The sequence below is a fragment of the Protofrankia sp. CiP1_Cm_nod3 genome (assembly GCF_982290655.1).
The window spans coordinates 55,492-56,278 of the sequence record NZ_CEVIVD010000014.1; the positions used below are offsets into that span (position 1 = coordinate 55,492).

Sequence of the window (787 nt, forward strand, 5' to 3'; positions counted from 1 at the left end):
AATCGCTCACCGACGTGCTGGACCGGCTGGGCACCGTCCTAACGACCGCGCCCGACGCCGCCACCGACCCCGACGCCCACGAACGGGTCGCGGTCCGGCTGCGGCAGCTCCTCCAGGTCTGGGACGGCCGCCGGCCCGCCGGCGCGGGCGGCTCCCTCGCCGGTGACCTGGCGGATCTCCAGTCGGCCGACGACGACGAACTGTTCGACGTGCTCGACAACGAGCTGACCACCCCGTACGGAGGCTGAGCTCACATGTCCACCGCGTCCTCTGGCTCCCAGGTACCCCCGGTGTCCCCCGCGTCTGCCACGTCCGCGGCGTCCGCGGCGCCCGCGGGCGGCGGCTCCCGTGAGGAGAAGCTGCGCGACTACCTGCGGCGGGCCACGGCCGACCTGCGTGCCGCCCGCGCGCAGGTGCAGGAGCTGACGTCGTCCCGGCACGAGCCGGTCGCGATCATCGGGATCGGCTGCCGCTACCCGGGCGGGGTGCAGTCACCGGACGACCTGTGGCGGCTGGTCGCCGACGGCCGTGACGTGGTCGGCCCACCGCCGGCGGACCGCGGCTGGAACCTCGACGACCGCTACGACCCCGACCCGGCGCGGCCCGGCGCCACCTACTCCCGCGAGGGTGGCTTCCTGCCCGACGCGGGCGACTTCGACGCCGCGTTCTTCGGCATCTCCCCGCGTGAGGCGCTGGCGGCCGAGCCGCAGCAGCGGCTGCTGCTGGAGACCGCCTGGGAGGCGCTGGAACACGCCGGGATCAACCCGACGACGCTGCGCGGCTCCGA

At 75.2% G+C, this 787-nt stretch carries 2 protein-coding genes; both read left to right on the forward strand.

All coding sequences use genetic code 11. The features are described from left to right. Window positions 1–248, forward strand: a 248-nt coding sequence (locus tag AC5LUJ_RS05255) for a hypothetical protein (protein ID WP_493464549.1), incomplete at its 5' end; no start/stop codon positions are given. A 111-nt stretch (window positions 249–359) separates the two neighbouring features. Next, a partial coding sequence (locus tag AC5LUJ_RS05260; protein WP_493464556.1) for a beta-ketoacyl synthase N-terminal-like domain-containing protein occupies window positions 360–787 on the forward strand: 428 nt, incomplete at its 3' end.